The organism is Desulfobacterales bacterium (genome assembly GCA_030066985.1).
Classification (GTDB): Bacteria; Desulfobacterota; Desulfobacteria; order Desulfobacterales; family JAHEIW01; genus JAHEIW01.
Genome location: JASJAN010000066.1, coordinates 1 through 19,481 on the forward strand (window position 1 = coordinate 1; position 19,481 = coordinate 19,481).

20 protein-coding genes and 2 tRNA genes are annotated in these 19,481 nt (G+C 45.0%); 17 read left to right on the forward strand and 5 right to left on the reverse strand.

From position 1 onward, the window contains the following. Positions 1-555 precede the first annotated feature (555 nt). From QNJ26_21500 to QNJ26_21510, 3 genes are all read right to left on the reverse strand, one after another. Positions 556-1,413, reverse strand: coding sequence for a DUF3568 family protein (locus QNJ26_21500; GenBank protein ID MDJ0988130.1), 858 nt, complete (start codon positions 1,411-1,413; stop codon positions 556-558). A 185-nt stretch (positions 1,414-1,598) separates the two neighbouring features. Continuing rightward, positions 1,599-2,195, reverse strand: coding sequence for a hypothetical protein (locus QNJ26_21505; protein ID MDJ0988131.1), 597 nt, complete (start codon positions 2,193-2,195; stop codon positions 1,599-1,601). 306 nt (positions 2,196-2,501) lie between these two features. Further along, entirely contained in the window at positions 2,502-2,840 is a 339-nt protein-coding gene (locus tag QNJ26_21510) for a hypothetical protein (protein MDJ0988132.1), read from the reverse strand. Positions 2,841-3,581: 741 nt separating this feature from the next. Here QNJ26_21510 and QNJ26_21515 point away from each other — a divergent pair. The 3 genes from QNJ26_21515 (at position 3,582) to QNJ26_21525 (ending at position 5,495) form a co-directional block, all read left to right on the forward strand. After that, positions 3,582-3,974, forward strand: coding sequence for a response regulator (locus QNJ26_21515; protein MDJ0988133.1), 393 nt, complete (start codon positions 3,582-3,584; stop codon positions 3,972-3,974). 296 nt (positions 3,975-4,270) lie between these two features. Beyond that, complete coding sequence (locus tag QNJ26_21520; protein MDJ0988134.1) at positions 4,271-4,603, forward strand: hypothetical protein; 333 nt, start codon at positions 4,271-4,273, stop codon at positions 4,601-4,603. A 352-nt stretch (positions 4,604-4,955) separates the two neighbouring features. Continuing rightward, positions 4,956-5,495, forward strand: a complete 540-nt coding sequence (locus tag QNJ26_21525) for a site-specific integrase (protein MDJ0988135.1) — start codon at positions 4,956-4,958, stop codon at positions 5,493-5,495. Between the two features lie 61 nt (positions 5,496-5,556). Here QNJ26_21525 and QNJ26_21530 read toward each other — a convergent pair. After that, positions 5,557-5,649 (reverse strand) — tRNA-Ser (locus QNJ26_21530). 92 nt (positions 5,650-5,741) lie between these two features. Further along, positions 5,742-5,829, reverse strand: a tRNA-Ser gene (locus QNJ26_21535). Positions 5,830-6,184: 355 nt separating this feature from the next. Between QNJ26_21535 and QNJ26_21540 the strand changes: the two genes are divergently transcribed. From QNJ26_21540 to QNJ26_21605, 14 genes are all read left to right on the forward strand, one after another. Further along, positions 6,185-6,670, forward strand: a complete 486-nt coding sequence (locus QNJ26_21540) for a hypothetical protein (protein ID MDJ0988136.1) — start codon at positions 6,185-6,187, stop codon at positions 6,668-6,670. Between the two features lie 501 nt (positions 6,671-7,171). Next, positions 7,172-8,113 carry a hydrogenase small subunit gene (locus tag QNJ26_21545; GenBank protein ID MDJ0988137.1) on the forward strand — a complete coding sequence of 314 codons (942 nt, stop codon included), beginning with the start codon at positions 7,172-7,174 and terminating at the stop codon, positions 8,111-8,113. Between the two features lie 40 nt (positions 8,114-8,153). Then, positions 8,154-8,345, forward strand: a complete 192-nt coding sequence (locus QNJ26_21550) for a nickel-dependent hydrogenase large subunit (protein MDJ0988138.1) — start codon at positions 8,154-8,156, stop codon at positions 8,343-8,345. Further along, entirely contained in the window at positions 8,280-9,803 is a 1,524-nt protein-coding gene (locus QNJ26_21555) for a nickel-dependent hydrogenase large subunit (protein ID MDJ0988139.1), read from the forward strand. The genes QNJ26_21550 and QNJ26_21555 overlap by 66 nt, the downstream gene beginning before the upstream one ends. A 150-nt stretch (positions 9,804-9,953) precedes the next feature. Next, on the forward strand, positions 9,954-10,499 hold the full coding sequence (locus tag QNJ26_21560; GenBank protein ID MDJ0988140.1) for a HyaD/HybD family hydrogenase maturation endopeptidase: 546 nt from the start codon (positions 9,954-9,956) through the stop codon (positions 10,497-10,499). Continuing rightward, positions 10,477-10,719 carry a HypC/HybG/HupF family hydrogenase formation chaperone gene (locus tag QNJ26_21565; protein ID MDJ0988141.1) on the forward strand — a complete coding sequence of 81 codons (243 nt, stop codon included), beginning with the start codon at positions 10,477-10,479 and terminating at the stop codon, positions 10,717-10,719. The genes QNJ26_21560 and QNJ26_21565 overlap by 23 nt, the downstream gene beginning before the upstream one ends. A 92-nt stretch (positions 10,720-10,811) precedes the next feature. Continuing rightward, positions 10,812-13,088 carry a carbamoyltransferase HypF gene (hypF, locus tag QNJ26_21570; GenBank protein ID MDJ0988142.1) on the forward strand — a complete coding sequence of 759 codons (2,277 nt, stop codon included), beginning with the start codon at positions 10,812-10,814 and terminating at the stop codon, positions 13,086-13,088. A gap of 303 nt (positions 13,089-13,391) precedes the next feature. Then, positions 13,392-14,483 carry a hydrogenase formation protein HypD gene (gene hypD, locus QNJ26_21575; protein ID MDJ0988143.1) on the forward strand — a complete coding sequence of 364 codons (1,092 nt, stop codon included), beginning with the start codon at positions 13,392-13,394 and terminating at the stop codon, positions 14,481-14,483. Positions 14,484-14,626: 143 nt separating this feature from the next. Next, positions 14,627-15,643 carry a hydrogenase expression/formation protein HypE gene (hypE, locus tag QNJ26_21580; protein ID MDJ0988144.1) on the forward strand — a complete coding sequence of 339 codons (1,017 nt, stop codon included), beginning with the start codon at positions 14,627-14,629 and terminating at the stop codon, positions 15,641-15,643. Positions 15,644-16,081: 438 nt separating this feature from the next. Then, positions 16,082-17,110 (forward strand): FAD:protein FMN transferase, encoded by a 1,029-nt coding sequence (locus QNJ26_21585; protein ID MDJ0988145.1) that lies wholly within the window; start codon positions 16,082-16,084, stop codon positions 17,108-17,110. A 130-nt stretch (positions 17,111-17,240) separates the two neighbouring features. Continuing rightward, positions 17,241-17,678 carry an ATP-binding protein gene (locus tag QNJ26_21590; GenBank protein MDJ0988146.1) on the forward strand — a complete coding sequence of 146 codons (438 nt, stop codon included), beginning with the start codon at positions 17,241-17,243 and terminating at the stop codon, positions 17,676-17,678. Between the two features lie 119 nt (positions 17,679-17,797). After that, complete coding sequence (locus tag QNJ26_21595; protein MDJ0988147.1) at positions 17,798-18,145, forward strand: STAS domain-containing protein; 348 nt, start codon at positions 17,798-17,800, stop codon at positions 18,143-18,145. 116 nt (positions 18,146-18,261) lie between these two features. After that, positions 18,262-18,618 (forward strand): hypothetical protein, encoded by a 357-nt coding sequence (locus tag QNJ26_21600; protein MDJ0988148.1) that lies wholly within the window; start codon positions 18,262-18,264, stop codon positions 18,616-18,618. An 18-nt stretch (positions 18,619-18,636) separates the two neighbouring features. Further along, positions 18,637-19,254, forward strand: a complete 618-nt coding sequence (locus tag QNJ26_21605; protein MDJ0988149.1) for a cyclic nucleotide-binding domain-containing protein — start codon at positions 18,637-18,639, stop codon at positions 19,252-19,254. Positions 19,255-19,481 lie beyond the last annotated feature (227 nt).

The following is a 19,481-nucleotide window of genomic DNA, read 5'->3' on the forward strand; positions in this document are numbered from 1 at the left end:
TTTCTTGTCCTTTTTCTTATCCTTGTCCTTGCTCCCGCCCTTCGACTTCTTTCCTTTTCTTCTCCTGCCCATAATCATTACCTCCTTTTCTTGGTCTAACAAAGTTCTAATATTTTTAACCAAAATTTAGCATCAAACACAATTAATTAAAAAGAAATCTTTTTTTATTAATAACGTGAATTATACCTGATTGCAGATACTTGGACTTAAACAAGTGAAGTGTATAACGGGTTGATAAGATCGGCGATTTTACAAGTCAGAGGTGATCCTGCTTTAAGATTCTCTCGCAGTTTACCAATTGTGGCTTTTCCGAGGAAAAAATTTTATAGTACAACCTCTTTCACCTAATTCTCTAAACTACATGTATATTGAGAGATACCCAAATATCGCATTTTTACAGATACATATCGAATATCGCAAGGGTTTTAGTGGACTGATACGTATAGAGTGGAGTAATCACAACTTTCTAAATACAAGAAAATTGAAATTATAAATACCTAATTATGCATATCTCTTGAGTGCCAGTGCACCGCGTTGGTTATGTTCTTTGCGCTACTATTGTGTTTTTGAGTTGGATAACTCAATTTCCACGCGACGGTTCAACTTCCTGCCTTCGAGCGTTTTGTTAGAGAAAATAAATTTTTGCGCACCGTGACCTAATGCCTGTATATTTGAAGATTTTACACCCTTGCCGACAAGATAGGCCTTAACCATATTAGCGCGCTCCTTAGAGATCATTTCATTATAGGCCCTCTCTCCGTATGAATCGGTATAGCCGTTGAGGGTGATATTTGCAGCAGGATTATTGTGGATGATTTCTACAACACGATCAAGTTTTTCCTTGGCTTTATCCGAAAGCTCTTTTGAATCATGACTGAAAAAAATGATAAAAGCCGAGTTTTTTCGAATCGCAGCAACTTTTTCCTGGTTGAGGTCCCGGGCCTCATCAGTCGTATCAGCTATTTGTTGATCAATGCTGTCATCAAGGTTTTCTTCGGTAATTGCCTGTTTGGACTCAGTCTTTTCGCTGAGACCCAGTCGCTCATGAATAATATCATTAATTTGGTTTGCAACTCGCTTGTCTCCGAATGGCGCACTTCCGGCTCTGACTGAGACTTCTGTAGAATTCTGGCTAATCCTCACCACTTTGACAACAACCGGTGTGCCATCTGGGCGCTGGGCCTTAAGGGTGGTTTTTAAGCCATCTTCTATGGTTTCAGTGACCGATATTTTTAATTCTTCCAATGTGTCATTGCTGGCCTGAACCGTTCTATGGTACTCTGCGGGATACGTCTTAACGGAGCCTCCCTGCAAGCCGGCACATCCCACCAGGACAAAAAACCACAAAAAAATAGTCAAAAGGATCGATTTTAATGCAACGCCGCCCGTAAATCTTTCGAATTGTCGTTTCATTTTTATTTTCCTATCAAAGTTAATTAATTTTTATGACCCTGCTTTTTTTATATAGAGAAACCCAACTATCGCATTTTTGCATATATCAAACGCGTATCACAAGAATTTTGGACTTCTGATAGTTGCACTTTGTTGGTATATGCACCAAACATATCTCAAATCTGCATTCTCAATAGATAGGGTGTCTATTGGCAAGTACCACCTCTAATTTTTGTATCATAATATTCACATTCGCCTAATTCACAAGCTCGTTTCAATTCAAGACAAGCTTTTTCATATTGGCCTTTGTCTGCAAATAAAATCGCTTTAAATATATAAGGCCGAACTAATTTGGGAATGGCTTTGTCACCGGGGCTACCATACTGATAAATCCTTGGATAAATGTAGAGGCAAAAAATAAAAGAGCCGCCGATAACCAGCGTGCAAAAAAGACTGAAAAAAAGGACGACTCTTTTATCGAAAAAGTTGCCCTGCGTAGGTCGATAGGCTTCGATATATGCTTTGCCGTCTTCAATGAACTGTTGCACATAGATGGGTAGGGTCTGATCCTCTAAATAGCGCTTAAAGTGCATTTCCACCCAGCCATCCGTCCAACCTTTTTCCTCGGCGGCAATTTGGAATATATCGTATTCACTTTTGCCCGTAATCTGTTTCAGCCTCCATAAATATTGCTGATGGGTCAATGGTCTGGTTTTTGCCACATTGCGTTGACTGGCCCATAGATAAACCACCAGCATGACTAACAGAAAGAGTGTTAAAGAGAGGATTGTAGGTTCAAGCATTGAAAAATCCTTTCATACTAAACCACAAGAACCTAACAGCGAGAGGAGATGGAATTGAAATCAGCAGTTTGATTTTATTTGACATGCGATGCTACTGAAATCAACAGGAATCGATAAGAAGCAGCATCATGCCTTATTTTAAATAATTGTCAAGTTGGGATAAATTGAGGTAAACACAAATATCGCAATTTTACACATATCAAACGGGTATCGCAAGGTTTTTCAGGGTTTCAAAATTTGTGTGTTGTTGGAGATATTGCAAACTCCGATAAGCTACTGATAACTTCCTAAAACGATCAGACGTTACTAATTCAATAATTGTGTTTTGAAGATGCTTCGGCGCTCGGATTCTTTCCTTATTACTATTGAATTTCTTCGATCAAAACCTTTTCGGCGATCTTTACCCGATCGTCTCTCTGGGATAAAAGCGGTGTATTCAAATCGCCGCCGATCAATTCCGATACGGTTTCCACCTTTATCGTGAATTGTTAGCTCCAATTTCGTATTATACAAAGGGCGGATTTTTGCTGTCTGAATTAACAAATGATTGTCTTGTTTATCCTGATTTGTTTTTCGGCGAGATGGAAAAATAAAAAACAGCATCAACACTGAAAGAACTAACCCAACGAAAATGATGGATTCCATGGTAATGAGTCCTGCGACCAATTTAATTACAATAAACCAAAATGGAATAACAAATTATCAAAGCCCATTTAATTCCGGCAAATGGCATCGTGAAATAGATTCCTTAATCAAAATAAAGGGGTTTCTTAACAAAACAAATATCATTTGTCTATATATATTGTTATCAACACATATAGTTAGCGGAAGGTTAACTATGCTGAGTTTAGGGTAAATGAGGGCTTTTCGCATAGAAAATAATGGAATAGCCAACTACCGATATATTGAAAGAAACCCAACTATCGTAATTTTACATATATCAAACGAGTATCATAAGATTTTTGGCCTTTTAAAAGTTTTGTGTTGTTGGAGTTATCTGCAATTTTGATGTTTTTAAAGAACAAAGATTACCCCAAAAGTCTATTTCTTATATCCAATGATATTTGAAGGAACATAAGGATTTACTTCAGTTGGATAAGTATCAGTTGAGTAAACTTGTTCTATTGTATTTCCATCGTCACTGATCTATACCACCGTGTATTTGGTAAATCCGTATGTATTCATATCCCACTATTAATTCGAGCAATTCCTTTTTTGCCACTTCATCTGCCGATTTTTGTCAACTAAAAATGCGTAAAAATCCACGAATTTGATAACTAATTGTAATCTTATAATAAATTAATATGAACTGTTTCTGGCCTAATAATTGCTGAGAATAAGCGACAGGCCGGGGGAAATTGTCACTGAAGGAACAAGGGGGATGCTATGCAAGTTGCTCAAAGCAAAAATAATGGCAAAAAAAAGACTGTTTTATTTGTGGATGATGAACAAATTGTATTGAATGTTGGATCTTTGATGTTGCAGAAACTGGGTTATAATGTGCTTGCAGTTAGTAATGGGAATAGAGCTATTGAAGTTCTCAAAGAAAATAAAGTTGCTTTTGTTTTATTAGATATGCTGATGCCGTGTATGAATGGGTTTCAAATATATCACATGTTAAAAAAGATCCAACCGAATGTAAAAATTATACTTACAAGTGGATATGCAGTATGTCAGTCTGATGGAAGATCAGAAAGCATCGGATTTGATGGTTTCATACAAAAACCTTTCAATCTAAAACAGCTATCCGAAAAAATAGAAAGTATTAGAGCAGATTAGGAACCATCTCGAATTATAATCGATTTGCTTAAGAGACTATAATTATTAGATTTTATAAAACAGAAGAAACACATATATTTTACATGGGCGTAGCTCGGAATAACTCTTAAATGAATAATCTTCCCGCACTCATTCAAACATACAATTTTGCCGATACAAACTAAAAGGACGCAAACAGCAAAGCCCAATCGGCAGGCGGCTTGAATTGTGAGAACGCAAAAAACAGGGAACGTCAGAGGAACGAGAATCCAAGAAGGGATTTGGAATAAAAGCACCAATCTACAAAGAGAAATATTATGAATCTCAAAGCAGCCAAGAGAGAGCTTAAATCATGTGAACAGCACCTTGCGGATATTTTAGAAATCATGATCTCAAAGGAAGCCAAGCTGAATCAATTAAAAGCAAAAAGGATTCAAATTGAGAACAATTTGCCGAGTCTTTTAGAAAAAGCGACCATAGGAAAAATTTCTTACGAACAGCTTGAACAAGCAATGGCGAAACTCAAAGATTTAAAAAGGCAACTATTTGAAATCACCATCCTGCTGAAGGGTCTTAAATCAGAGGAACCTCAGTATATTGATAGGATATCGAAGGCGAAACAAATAATTTATATAGACAGGGTCAAGTAAGATTTCAGCTGATTACTGATACATTGAGAGAAACACAAAAAACGCATTTTTACAGATACATATCGAATATCGCAAGGGTTTTAGGGGGCTGATATTTACAGGGTTGTTGGAGATACCCAATGTTTTGGAATAGCCAGAACCTTTGGTATATAGCAGATGTTAAAAGTTTGGATAACGGTTAAGCTGTGGGGCGCACAGCGAAGCAAGCGTCCCACACGAGCGCTTTGTTAGGTATTTTATTCCTTACTGTAAAAACCGCGATTACTCCGATATGAACAGTAACACCAGGTTGTTTCTGAAATAGATTCTTCGGAACTTAACAATTGAGTTTCTTTTATCGCTGAATGTAACAATTCACTCGCAGCTTATGATAATGACCCTTTACCATACAGCGGGGCGCACTTCTGAGGTATTCAGTATGACGTGGGAGGACGTGAATTTTGAGCAACGTTGGGTTCGTTTATGGACACGGAAACGCAGAGGCGGGGAACTTCAGGAGAATAAACTTGCCATGACAGATACATTATTTGATCTTTTGAAACGCAGGTGGGAAAATAGGGATAAAAGTACGGCATATGTTTTTCACAATGATGATGGTACTCGGCTAACATACATCCAGAAAAGATACACAATGAAAAAATTATGTCGTAAGGCAGGTGTCAAAGTTTTTGGCTTTCATGCCATACGCCACCATGTTGCTTCAATCTTAGCTGATTCCGGCAAGGCCAGTTTAAACCAGATCCAAAAGATGCTCAGGCATCGGAGAACCACTACAACAGACAACTACATTAAAACACTTGACCCACAATTGCGGCAGGTAGCAAATGTGCTAGATGAACAGGTAAAATTTGGTGAAAATACAAAGAGGGGTACGATTAGGGGTACGATTTGAGGGTATTCGCCAAGAAAAAAGCCGATCCCCAGAATTTCAGAACCGGCTCAATCATTGTGAATGGCGGAGAGAGAGGGATTCGAACCCTCGATGGAACTTTCGCCCCATACTCGCTTAGCAGGCGAGCGCCTTCAGCCAGCTCGGCCATCTCTCCGTTGTTTGTTATTGGTTAATCGTTATTCGTTATCCGTTAGGTAGGAATATACATTTTTCTAATAACTTATAACCAATAACCATTAACTATTTTGGCGGAGGGAGTAGGATTCGAACCCACGGAGGTGTTACCCTCAACGGTTTTCAAGACCGCCGCTTTCGACCACTCAGCCATCCCTCCGGTATCGATTTGCTGAAATTTTTATTTTAAACTGAAGTACTAAACCACTATATTTACCATTCCACATAACCATGGTCAATCTTTTTGTCTTTGATTCAAAACCCGCATACGGGCATTATTTTCCTAAGACATCCTTCGCAGGCAACTGTACAGGCGATTTGAAACCGCTGCTATAGGGCCCGCAGCCTTCACTTGATTCGGTTTTATCTGTTGATTGAAAAGGTTGCTTTTTGTATCGGCCGACACTCACATTTGGAAATTGCATTTGGTGTTGACAGGCACTAGTTTTTATGGTTTCGAAGGCCTTAACAGCATTGGATATATAATTTTTGTTTTGCTTGGAAAGGAAGTTAAAATGAAACAAAAATATTCGATTGTCAAAGATGATAAAAACAACCAATTAATTATCCGTGAATTTGCCGAACTCGACAAGGAAATTTTATCATTGCTGTGCGAGGAATCATACGATTCAAAGGTAATTAAAGCCGCCATTCGGCAGGGTGATGAAAAATTGATCTCCTCTTTGCGAACCAATAATCTTTATCCGCCCGGGATTTATGCGGCCAAAATAGCGGCTACCGTCAAACAGCTGTATGCCAGCAAAGAACAGGAATCAGCGGATCTTTTTTTTAATGATCTGGAATTGCTGGCCGTAGAATCTGAACCCGAACCCGATGATGCTGATGAAGAGGAGGTCGTCGAGGAACAGGCTGAAGAAATGGATGAGCTCCTTGAGGATGATTTTGAATCCGGATATGAAGAAAAAAATAAAATCAGCAAACTGGATTCTTCCTTAAAAATCGCCGATGACGACTATGGTGATAGCCCCAGCGAGAGCTAAAGAAACTTTTTAAAGGCCACTTTTCAATTAGCTATATGATATCCTTTTAAATTTATTGGACAAAATTTCCGATACGGTCTAACGGCTGGTGGCACGCGGGTTCAAACAAAAGGCATGCTTCCGCCATAGCGTTGCAAATCCCTCCTGTATTATCCGCCTCGATCAAGCTCCGTTTCAGACAGTGGAATTGTGGCCTAAAAATCTCAAAATAACCCTCAAAATCTATTTTTTTTCATTGACTTAATCGCGTTCATCCTTTAAATAAAAATCTTATTAAGTTTTAAAAGGCAACCAAATTTTATTGGGATTCACAGAAAGATTTTCAAGGCCAAGTACGATCAAATTGTGCGGTTATCAGTATCGCACCCTGCCCGTTTAGTCTTGCCAACGATGGAAATAGCCAGCTAAGCTAAATCGGTAAGTTGTATATCTGTTTAGAGACTCTGCGAGATTAATGTAAACGGTTTCGGAATGATCTTGAATCGCATCAAGGAGGTGCAAATGGAAAAAGAAAAGGCATTTTATGAGAGGTTGGAGGGCAAAGGGGTCTCCCGAAGGGACTTTATGAAGTTCTGTACCTTCCTGACGGCCACCATGGGGCTCTCGTCATCGTTTGTGCCAAAAGTGGCGGAAGTTTTTGCAGCCCCGGCACAGCGCCCGCCGGTTATTTACCTGCACTTTGGTGAATGTACCGGATGCACAGAAGCCCTGATCAGATCCATGTATCCCTGGATCGATGAGCTGGTTCTTGAGATTCTTTCAATCGAATATCATGAAACCATCATGGCAGCCGCCGGCCATCAGGCCGAAGAGCAGCTCCAACACGCGGCAGACAAATACAAGGGCAAATTCATCTGCGTGGTAGAGGGTGGCATTCCCGTCAAGTTTGACGGCGGCTACGGTAAAATCGGCGGCCGCACGTTTTTAGAAATTGCCCAGGATATTATTCCAAAGGCTGCCGGTGTGATCTGTAACGGTTCATGCTCCAGCTATGGCAATATTCCGGCGGCAAAACCCAACCCCGGTGGATATAAGGGCGTTGGTGAAGTGATGGGAATCAAGACCGTAAACATTGCCGGTTGTCCGCCGAATGGCATCAATTTTGTCGGTACGGTGGTCAACTATCTGTTGCTGGGCAAACTTCCAGACCTGGATGATTTGGGTCGTCCGGTGTGGGCGTATGGTAAAACCATTCATGATCAGTGTCCGCGACGGTCGCATTTTGAAAACGAGGAGTTTGTTGAAGAATTCGGTTCTGAGGAAGCTGCGCTGGGTTATTGTCTTTACAAAGTCGGCTGCCGGGGACCGGAAGCTTATAACAATTGCCCCGTAGCCAAATTCAATGACGGCACCAGCTGGCCGGTTGAGGCCGGTCATCCCTGCATCGGTTGCAGTGAGCCAAAATTCTGGGATAAATTCACGCCGTTTTATGAGGAACTGTAGACTTTAGCATCGCTATCCAAGAAAACAAGGGAGGAACCTTATGGCAAAGCGAATCGTAATAGATCCAATCACCCGTATCGAGGGTCACCTCCGGATCGAAGTCGAGGTGGCCGGAGGCAAGGTGGTCAATGCCTGGAGTTCAGGCCAGATGTTCCGGGGCATTGAGATGATCCTGCAAGGCAGAGATCCCCGGGATGCCCACCACTTTGTGCAGCGCTCCTGCGGGGTCTGAACATACACCCATGCTCTGTCCTCGGTGAGGGCAGTCGACAATGCCGTCGGCGTCAAAATACCAAAAAATGCACGCATCATTCGTAATTTGCTGATGGGTGCCCAATTTCAACATGATCATATTGTTCATTTTTATCATCTGCATGCTTTAGACTGGGTCGATGTTGTTAGCGCTTTAGCGGCCGACCCCAAGAAAACAGCCGCGCTGGCAGACAATGTCAGCAACGCGCCATGGGGTGGAACCGTTTATTTCAAAAATGTGCAGCAACGGCTCCAGACTTTTGTGGACAGCGGCCAGCTGGGTCCCTTTGCAAATGCTTACTGGGGTCATTCGGCCTATAAGTTGCCGCCCGAAGCCAATCTGATGGCAGCCGCCCATTACATTGAGGCTTTGCGTCTGCAGGCCAAGGCGGCCAGAATGCATGCCATTTTTGGCGGCAAAAATCCGCATCCGCAGTCACTGGTGGTCGGCGGCGTGACCTGTGTAAGAGACCTTACGCCGGATCGCATTGCTGAATTCTTGTACATCACCAAAGAAACCCAGGATTTCATTGAAAATGTTTATATTCCGGACCTTCTGGCAGTCGCCTCTTTTTACAAGGAGTGGGGCGCTATTGGCGGAACAAGCAACTTCCTGGCCTGGGGCGAATTTCCTGAAACCGATAAAGAGCCCGAAAGCCTTTATATGCCGCGAGGCGTCATCATGAACCGTAACATTGGCGGCGTAAAAATGGCCAGCCAGGCGAAGGTTTCAGAAGATGTAACCCGAGGTTGGTATGAGAAAGGCCCGGCCAGACATCCCTACGAGGGTGAAACCAAGCCATTGCAGGAAAATCCAAAATACCGACCGGGTGACGGCCAATATACCTGGTTTAAAGCCCCGCGTTACGATGGCGAGCCCTGTGAGGTGGGTCCGCTGACCCGCGTTCTGGTGGCCTATGCCAAGGGACACAAGGACATTAAACCCCTCGTGGATCATGTGCTCAAAACCCTGAGTGTGGATGCCAATGCCCTATTTTCAACCCTGGGCCGCACAGCCGCCAGAGGCATCGAGGCGCTGGCGATTGGTAAGCGCAATCAGGCCTGGGTGATGGAACTGGTCGAAAATCTCAAATCTGGCGATACCCAGACCTATGAGCCTTACGAGATGCCGGATAGCGGCATGGGCGTCGGCTTAAACGACGTGCCCAGGGGATCTCTGGGGCACTGGGTCGAAATTGAAGATAAAAAGATCAAAAATTACCAGTATGTGGTGCCCTCCACCTGGAACCTCGGCCCGCGGGATGCCAACGGCAAACTGGGCCCGGTGGAAGAATCTCTGATCGGCACACCAGTAGCGGATCCCAAAAAGCCGCTGGAGGTCCTGCGTACGGTTCATTCCTTTGATCCCTGTATTGCCTGTGGTGTCCATGTGATTGATCCGGACTCCAACGAGGTGTATAAGATCAAAGCGCTGTAATGTGCAAACCTTGACCGAAACGGCCTTCCAGATTTTTGGAAGGCCGTTTTTTAATGCTGTTGACGCTCAGTCCGTTTTTGGTGTATGAATCAAGCTTTTGGATGGCATCATACTAAAATCTGAAAATCATGATGTTTGAATAGGTTAAAAGTGACTGACCAAAACCCTTTTGATGAAATCTATGCCGTCGATGTGATGGTTCTGGGCATCGGCTGCACGCTGTATTCCGATGAAGGCTTTGGCGTGCGGGTGATCGAAAAAATGCAAGCGGAATACGACTTCCCTGAAGATGTGCTGTTGGTGGACGGCGGCGTGCTGGGTATAAATTTGCTGGGGGTGATCTCCAAACCGGCGCATCTGATTGTTGTCGATGCCATTCGCAACAAAGGCAATCCCGGCGATTTATACCGTCTCGCAGGCGATGCCATCCCGGCGCGCATTCGGGCCAAAAATTCATTGCACCAGGTTGATTTTCTGGAAGCCTTAACCCTCTGCCAGGCGCTCGATCACGTGCCGGAAACCGTCATTGTCGGTATCGAGCCTGAAGATATCGATACGATGTGCGTTGATCTGACACCACTGATCCAGAGCAAAGTGGATGATGTCATTGCCATGGTTCTGGCAGAACTCGATCGTTTAGGTGTTAAATATACTACGAAAGGAACTGCTGATAATGTGTCTGGCAATCCCGTCTAGGATTACAAAGATTGAAAATAATATGGCAACCATTGATGTGGAGGGCGTTCAAAGAGAAGCCAGTTTGTTACTTCTTGAGGATGCCCAGGTCGGTGATTATGTGATCGTCCATGCTGGCTTTGCCATCTCTAAACTCGATCAAGCAGCGGCTCAGGAGACATTGGACCTTTTGCGCGAGGCAATCGCCGCGGTAGAGAAAAGCGAATCCAAACAAAATTAGGCAACAACCACAGTCATACGAGCGCAATCGCCATTTTTTGATCCCACAATTATTGAGCCACCCCGCCCAGACCACACGCCATTGATGCCGTTATGCCAAATATTACTGCAGCTAAAAGAATTGACGTCAACGGCATAGTTCAGGGAGTCGGTTTTCGGCCCTTTGTATACAACCTTGCCCTTCAATATGATTTGAAAGGCGAGGTGGCCAATACCGCTGCCGGTGTATCAATTCTGCTTGAAGGATCGCCAGAAGGCATCCAGGCCTTTGAGACGGATCTGACTGAGAATTGCCCACCCCTTGCCCATATTGTTGAAATAACAGCACGCTCCGCCTCCGTAAAGCCGTACACAGAATTTAGGATCGTCAAGAGCAGGGGCCAGGCGCGCATGTCCACCCTGATATCGCCGGATGTGTCGATTTGTGATGATTGTTTGCGGGAGCTTTTTGATCCCAATGATCGCCGCTATCTGTATCCGTTTATCAACTGCACCAACTGCGGGCCGCGCTACACCATCATCGATGATATTCCCTATGACCGTCCCACAACTTCCATGCGGCATTTTAAGATGTGTGATGCCTGCCAGACTGAGTACGACGATCCGACCAACCGGCGTTTCCATGCCCAGCCCAACGCCTGCGCCCAATGCGGGCCGCACGTCAGCCTGTATGACAACCGGTGCAAATCATTAAACACCGAAGATTCGATAAAAATGGCGGCTGAGCTAATCCACCAGGGTCAGATTGTGGCCGTTAAGGGACTTGGCGGTTACCATTTGGTGGTCGATGCGCTCAACAGTGATGCCGTCATGCGGCTCCGAAGACGTAAGTTGCGCGAGGAAAAGCCGTTTGCCATCATGTCTCCCGATCTGGAATCTATTCGCGAGTATGCCCGCGTAAGACCCGAGGAAGAAACATTATTGACCTCCGTCCAGCGCCCGATTGTATTGCTGCAGAAAAGGAATCCCAATTTGATCTCAGAGGCGGTGGCACCCGGTAACAAATACTGGGGGGTGATGCTGCCGTATACTCCGCTGCATTGTCTGCTGCTAAAGAATGGGTTTAGTGCTCTGGTGATGACCAGCGCCAATCTCAGTGAGGAGCCAATTGCGATTGATAATGAAGATGCCTTCGAACGCCTGGCCGATATAGCGGATGTCTTTTTAACACACAACCGTGACATCTATTTGCGCAGCGATGATTCCATTCTGAAATATACCGCCGGTCATAAGCGCTATATTCGGCGTTCGCGGGGGTTTGTACCCATCCCTGTTTTTTTAAACCGTGAGGTTCCCTCGATTCTGGCCTGCGGGGCCGAACTGAAAAATACCATTTGTCTGACCAAAGGCGATAAAGCCTTTTTAAGCCAGCATATTGGTGATCTTGAAAACATGATGACCCTGGATTTTTTTAAGCTGACCGTGGCCCATCTTCAGCGCATTCTTGAAGTCCAGCCTGAAATCATCGCCTGTGATATGCATCCTGACTATCTGAGCTCTCTTTTTGCCAGAGAACAGACCGACACGCGCGTGATCGAAGTCCAACATCATCATGCCCATGTTGTCAGCTGCATGTCCGAGCACAAACTGGAAGGCACGGTCATCGGGCTGGCGTTTGACGGCACCGGTTATGGCCCGGATGGTACGATCTGGGGCGGCGAAGTGCTGGTGGCTGATAGCAGACAATTTGAAAGAGCCGCGCATCTGGCCGAAGTGCCCATGCCGGGCAGCAACGCTGCAATAAAAGAACCCTGGCGAATGGCCATCAGTTATTTGCATGCGACTTTTGGGGAAAATGTGTTGGATCTGGATCTACCATTGCTGCAGGAGATTGAGCATCACAAAATAAACATACTGTTGGAAATGATCTTAAAAGGCGTCAACTGCCCACAGACATCCAGCCTGGGTCGTCTGTTTGATGCGGTGGCGGCCATCGCCGGCATCCGCCAACAGGTGAATTTTGAGGGTCAGGCGGCCATGGAGTTGGAAATGCTGGCAGCTGGCCCTAGTGATGCTATCTATGACATTCAGTGGACGACGCATGGGCCTTTTGAAATACAGCCGCAAACAATCATTCGTGCAGTGGTGCAGGATGTTCATAACGGACTATCACCTGCTGAAATCAGTTTCAAGTTCCACCAGACCCTGATTGCCCTGTTTGCTGAAATATGTGAAACGATCCGTCGCCGCCATGATTTAAACCGGGTGATATTAAGCGGCGGTTGCTTTCAGAATTCTTTGCTGCTCAAGGGCCTGATTGGGCAACTGGAGGCCAAACATTTTGAGGTCTATGCTCATCAGCAGGTACCCGCCAATGATGGCGGGATTGCGCTGGGGCAAGCCATCGTTGCAGCTGCTCAAATGGAATAATCGCTAATTTTTTTTATATTACCGCCCACTCCCTTCGTTCGTTCAAGACGCAAAGGGCGCAAAGATTTTTTCTTTTTCCTTTCTGCTGAGAGGGCAGAAAGGAAAAAACCAGCATCCCTTCGGGAAAAGTGTTAATTTATGATCAGTAGTAAATTGTCGTTTGGAAGAAGCATATAGCCCCGTAAAAAAGAGCTTGAGAATTTTCATTTGCCATCCTCTCAATGGCAAATGAAAAAATAAACTCTCTGCGAACTCTGCGTCTCGAGCGCAGCGGGCGGTGAAAATTAAAATAAGGAATCAGACATGACATTAAAGCATATTGATGAATATCGGGATGCGGAAATATCGCAAAACTTGATTCAAAAAATTAAATCCATCAGCCAAAAAGAAGTGCGCTTGATGGAAGTCTGTGGTACCCATACAGTTTCCATTTTCAGAAGCGGGATCCGTTCGGTGCTGCCGCCGACGATATCGCTGCTTTCCGGGCCGGGTTGTCCGGTGTGTGTGACCGATCAGGCTGAAATCGATGCATTTATTGAGCTGGCCCGCATCGATGATGTGATCGTGACCACCTTTGGCGACCTGATGCGGGTTCCGGGCACACGCTCGTCACTGCAAAAAGAAAGTGCCGCCGGTCGGGATATCCGCGTGGTGTATTCGACCTTTGATGCGGTTGAAATTGCCAAGAAAAATCCGGCTAAAAAAGTGGTCTTTCTGGGTGTCGGGTTTGAAACCACCGCACCGACCATTGCTGCCGCTATCTTGTCGGCTGCTCAGGCAGGTGTCGAAAATTTTTCCGTGATTTCTGCGCATAAATTGGTCCCTCCGGCATTGGAGGCACTAATGGCTGCAGCCGATGTTAACATTGACGGCTTCATCTTACCCGGTCATGTTTCGGTGATCATCGGGTTGGACGCCTACCGGCCTTTTTTTGATAGGTATCAAATTCCTTGCGTGGTGGCGGGCTTTGAACCTACCGATATCTTACAAGCGATATCCGTGCTCGTTGAAATGCTGGAATCTAAAAGACCGGCTCTGGACAATGCCTACCCGCGGGCGGTGAGCGCTGAAGGCAATACCAAAGCGCAGCAAATTTTGACTGAAATTTTTGAACCGGTCGATGCATGCTGGCGCGGGATTGGAATGATTCCACTAAGCGGCTTAAAAATTCGTCAGAAGTATGCCGACCATGATGCACAACAGATATTTGACGTTCAAGTTCCGGATGCCAAAACACCGCATGGCTGTGCCTGTGGCGAGATTCTAATTGGCACCAAAATACCACCGGAATGTGCCTTGTATAAAAAAGCCTGCACACCCATGGATCCGGTCGGGCCCTGCATGGTTTCCACCGAAGGCACCTGTGCGGCTTACTATAAGTATCACTCAGATTGAAAGGTGTCAGGTTTCAGTGTTCAGGTTTCAGTTTCTCTATTCGTCCCTGACACCTAACACCAAAGATGGACAGGGTGGAGGCTGAAGGTGAATTCAATTAGAAAATACTACGGACAACATTGCATAAACGACGGACAACGATTATGAAAAGCGATCAAATCCTACTGGATCATGGCAGTGGCGGCAAAATTTCTCACAGTCTCACCAAAGACATGATGCTGCCTGTTTTTGATAATGCCATCCTGGCAGCTCTCAATGATGGTGCCATTTTTGAACTGGAGGGCAGGCGATTTGCCTTCTCGACGGATTCCTATACTGTTGATCCCATTTTTTTCCCGGGCGGCAATATCGGCGATCTGGCAATCAATGGCACTGTCAATGATTTGGCCATGTGTGGTGCCACACCGCTTTATCTGAGTGTCGGTTTGATTATTGAAGAGGGCCTGCCTGTGACAGATCTGGATACCATTATCAACACGATGGGCCGGGCGGCCAAAGTTGCGGGGGTTGCTGTCATCACCGGAGATACCAAGGTCGTTCCCAGAGGAACCGCTGACCGCATTTTTATCAATACCTCCGGAATTGGTCTGATTCCGAAAGACATCCAAGTAGCCAGCGACAATGCCAAAGCCGGTGATCAGATTATTTTAAGCGGAACGATTGCCGATCATGGCATTACAGTGTTAACCCAGCGGGAGGGGCTTTCTTTTGAGACCTCGCTGCAAAGCGATTCCGCCGCTTTAAACCATATGATCCAGAAAATGTTTTCAGCAACGAATCCTGCAGCCATTCATGTTCTGCGGGATCCGACTCGCGGTGGTGTCGGCACCGCTTTAAATGAAATAGCTGAAATGTCAGAATGCGGTATCGAGATTGTTGAAAATAAAATTCCGGTTAAACCAGAAGTGGCTGCTGCTTGCGAGTTGCTTGGGTTTGATCCCCTGTATCTGGCCAACGAAGGTAAGCTCCTGGCTTTTGTTTCACCGGATTGCGCTGATGTGGTTCTGAAAGTAATGCGATCCGATCCCTGCGGTGCAGATGCCGCCGTCGTCGGTGAGGTCGTCAGCGACTATCCTGGTAAGGTGTTCATGAAAACCCGCATCGGCGGCAAGCGTATCGTGGATATGCTGGCGGGAGAACAGCTCCCCAGAATTTGCTAAAACCGGCCTTTAAAGCCGCATCTAATGTCCGATGGCTGCGTTATAAGCCGCTTCAAAATACTCGCGTACTAGCGTGTACGCTCCGCTTTTGAAGCGACTCAAGCCTTGCCCTCGAACATGATCTACGTCTTTAAATCCCGGTTTAACACAATAACAGGGTATTTTTTGATGCATTAAACTTTTGCGGCTTGTTGAACTCAACAATATTTATAAGAATAGACGTGAAATCCCGCCTTAAGGCGGGGCCCTCGAACATGACCTACGGCTTTAAAAACCGGTTTAATCAAATAAAAACTTTCAATTGTTAATGGGAAAATAATAAGTTAAGTATTAGAAAGTAATCTTTCCGCCGCAGGCGGATTGGGTTCGCCACTTTCTTCCGGAAAGTGGCGAAGAAAAAATCCTGAAAATCCTATAGATCCTGTCCAAAAAAATAGAATGAAAAGACTTACAAAAATTATCATCGCATGTTCCATGCTATTTGCATTGACTGGCCTTTGTGAGGCGCAGACGGATCATTTGATTCAAGGGCGCACCATGGGGACGACCTATCATATCAAAGTTGTAGCCCATGATGCTGCATTTGTAACTGGCCTCAAAGAAAAAATTGACCGGCGTCTGTCGGAACTCAACCAGGTTTTTTCCACTTACATCAAAGACAGCGAAATCAGCCGTTTCAACGCCTTCAACCGCGTCGGTGAAAAATTTCAGATATCCAATGATTTTATGCAGGTGATGCGCATGGCCAGCGACATTCACCGGCTTTCCAATGGCGCCTGGGATGGGACCGTTAATCCGCTGGTTGATTTATGGAGCTTTGGGCCCACGCGCCGCAAACCTCAGATGCCTTCGGCAGACGCTATCAAATACCTGCTTTCGAAAGTTGGGTTCGACCAAATTCAAATCATCGAGCCGGATTCTTTAGTGAAGCATCTATCAACGGTGACGCTGGACTTAAACGCGATTGCCAAAGGTTATGCCGTGGATCAGATTTCCAAACTGGTGGCCGCCAGCGGGTTTAACAATTATCTGGTTGAAATCGGAGGAGAAATTTACGCGGCAGGGCTTCGACCGGACGGTCAGCGCTGGCGGGTGGGCATTAATCGTCCTACTAAAGAAGCGGCGTTTAATGCGGTTTACAGGGTCGTATCAGTTTATAATCAAGCGTTTGCCACTAGCGGTGATTACCGCAATTTTTTTGAAATCGACGGCGTGCGTTACTCGCATGTCATTGATCCGCGCACCGGATACCCGGTTTCCAACGGGGTTGTCTCCGTTTCCATCATCGCTGATAACTGCACTCTGGCCGATGGCCTGGCCACCGCCATTATGGTGATGGGGCCTACCGATGGCATGGACCTTGTTGAGCGATTGGCCAATGCAGAAGCCTTTATTGTTGTTGCAACGCGGGATGGCCAACTTACAAATTATGCTTCGCAAGGATTTAAAACCGACGCGCGACCGTAAGTGTATTTTTTAGGGAAAGAAAATGAAGGCGGGCTTACTTTTTTATTTGCTTGACACATTTTAGGCCTTCTACTATCGTAATTGCCTACCTGCTCATTATAAAGTATTAAAAACCATACGATATCTAGCGATGATAAACGTATTAGATGAACAAACCGTAGAAGTAAACCTGCCCAGTAAAATTGGCTATGAGCGGATTGCTATGGCCAGCTCGGCCGCACTGGCAAAAATAGGGGGCCTCCCGGCAACTCGTATTGAGGATCTTAAAAGTGCGGTAGCCGAGGCCTGCATCAATGCGATGCAGCACGGCAACAAATGGCGCCTGGAGGCCAGAGTCATCGTCCACATGAATATCAGTAATGATAGATGTGTTATTTCGGTAACCGATCAAGGTGATGGTATTTCCAAGGTGCCTGAGTACCCGGGCATTACGAAGATTATCGAAGAAAATGTATCCCCCAGTGGACTGGGTGTTTTCATCATTCAACAGTTGGTAGATGAAGTAAAATTCAACCAGTCTGCTGATGGTGGGCATATGATGATAATGGAGATCAAATTTGCAAAATAAGTAGAACATCAGAAATTTTCGGAAATAATCCTGGCAATTAGCAAAAATCGAAGTGCTCGAGCGCCGACCTTACCGGCCATAGGTCAATTGACAAAGGTTTTAAGGGTCATAGGTTAAAAATGCAACCAGCAAACGAAATACTGTTGCAACAACTCGGCGATATCACGCTTCTTGACGTCCGTGGTGATGTCACTATCCTTTCTGAATCTTTTCTGTATGATGCTTATGCAGACGCAAACAAGCGCGATGCCGGTAAGATCTTATTCAAATTTGAAGAAGCGGCTTATATCAACAGCGGTGGAATATCTTTGCTCATACAGCTGTTGGCCCAAACCAGTCAAAACAAACAGCAAATCGGGATTATAGGTCTTTCAGACCACTTCGAAAAAATCTTTAATATGGTGGGCATCACCAAATTTGCTAAAATCTATCATACCCGCGAAGAAGCATTGGACGGTATGGCCTAAGGATTTAGATGCCCCAGCCGGATCCTGCCCTCAGGTTCTTAATGCGCATCCATTATTGGATTAGTGTTGGGATGATTGGCTTACATTGCCCGTAATTTGTATAATTCATGGCATCTATGGAACAACAAATTGAAATCGGGTTGAAGACAGTTGGTGTTGTTACGCTTCTTGATATCAAGGGGGATGTCACCGCACTGGCCGAACCCATTTTCTATGATGCCTACCAAAAGGCAAATGATCTGGGCGCAATCAAAATACTGTTTAAATTTAAAAGCGACTGCTATATCAATAGTGGCGGTATCGCCCTGCTTATCCAGATACTGGCTGAAATTGAAAAGAATAGCCAACTGGCCGGTATCACCGGGCTTTCGGATCATTTTAAGAAAATCTTCGATATGGTGGATATCACCAAGTTCGCTAAAATCTATGATACTTTAGAGGAGGCAATGGAAGCGATGTCGGGGCTATCTTAATAAGGTATCAAACACCTGATGGATATTATCAGAGCCGAAACCACACCTCCAAAGAAAATCCGACTCTCCGGCCGCCCAAAACACAACCGTCAGCGCTTCTTGCCTTCAGAAGCGATATTTACTAGAGCTAATTTATTCACACATGGCGGATCAGGTTTAAAAAAGGGAGGCGCCATGCAGTTATCCTCTTGCTACCTTTTTGAAGGCCTATCGGAATCCCAGATCAACCATCTTATCACGATCGGCACCGAAACCCACATTCAAACGGGGCAATGGCTCTTTCGTGAAGGAGAAGTTGCTGATAATTTGTTCATCCTCAAAAGTGGTGCCATAGAATTACTGACCACCGTTGATGATGTTGAGCTTCCGATTAACATCGTCAGAAATGAAGGCGAATGTTTTGGAACATCAACCATGGTTTCGCCTCACCAATACAGCTTGTCAGCCCGCTGTGCTGAGAATGCAATATTGCTGTGTATGGAAAAAACAGCCCTTGATAAACTGTTAAAGGAAGATCATGAAGTGGAACATACAATCCTGGCCAATCTAGCAAAGCATTTCCTGGATCGGCTCAAAGAAACGCGCCAGGAATTAAAGATTCATTTTAAGACTATCTTTAAATCCATACACCATTAGATTTGACAGGCAGATCGGCCAAAGATTGTTCACCGCAAAGACGCAGAGGCCGCAAAGGGTATTTTTCTGATTCCTTTTCGGTGACCAGCCGTCGCTTTCAGCTATGGCCTGGCAGGGACGCCGAAAAGAAATAAACCCAAGCCCTTCGGGCACGGGCAAATCTATTTTACATCTAGCAGTAAAAGCAAGATGCTGCCAATAATGCATAGGCTTGTTCTTTGAATAAT